This window comes from Enterococcus casseliflavus NBRC 100478, assembly GCF_001544095.1.
GTDB lineage: Bacteria > Bacillota > Bacilli > Lactobacillales > Enterococcaceae > Enterococcus_D > Enterococcus_D casseliflavus.
Window position 1 is genome coordinate 1 of the sequence record NZ_BCPT01000049.1, and the last position, 583, is coordinate 583.

General features: G+C 35.8%; 1 protein-coding gene. It reads right to left on the reverse strand.

The window, feature by feature from the left end; all coding sequences use genetic code 11:
- Positions 1-123: 123 nt before the first annotated feature.
- A complete protein-coding gene (gene tnpA / locus ECA1_RS16705) occupies positions 124-576 on the reverse strand; it encodes an IS200/IS605 family transposase (protein ID WP_008382269.1) in 453 nt (150 codons plus the stop codon).
- Positions 577-583 lie beyond the last annotated feature (7 nt).

Sequence of the window (583 nt, forward strand, 5' to 3'; positions counted from 1 at the left end):
GTAAATATCCACCCGTGAAACGGGTGGCTTTTTAACAGCCCTAGAAGGGCTCACCACTCGCTAGCCCCTTAAAAGGGGCTTTTTAAATGACCAGCAACCGCTCACAGCCCTATCTCTCTTTAACTATTTAAATGGATCTACATACTCTTGTTTACTTATACTATCTCTTATTCGATCATCTGCTTCTTGTTCTCGAATATATTTTTCAATTGTTTTTTGATTTAACCCAACTGTACTCACGTAGTATCCTTTGGACCAAAAGCTTTTATTCCCATACTTATATTTCAAATTCGCATGTTTTTCATGGATTAAGGTTGCACTTCGTCCTTTTAAGTAGCCCATAAAACTAGAAATACTAATCTTTGGCGGTATTCTTACTAACATATGAATATGGTCAGGCATGGCATGAGCTTCAATGATTTCAACATCTTTCATCTCACACAATTTTCTTAATATCTGACCAATACTTACTCTTAACTTTCCATAAATCACTTTTCGTCGATACTTCGGGGTGAAGACTATGTGATACTTACAATTCCATCTAGTATGTGCTAAACTTTTATCGTCGTTAGACATAAAAAAA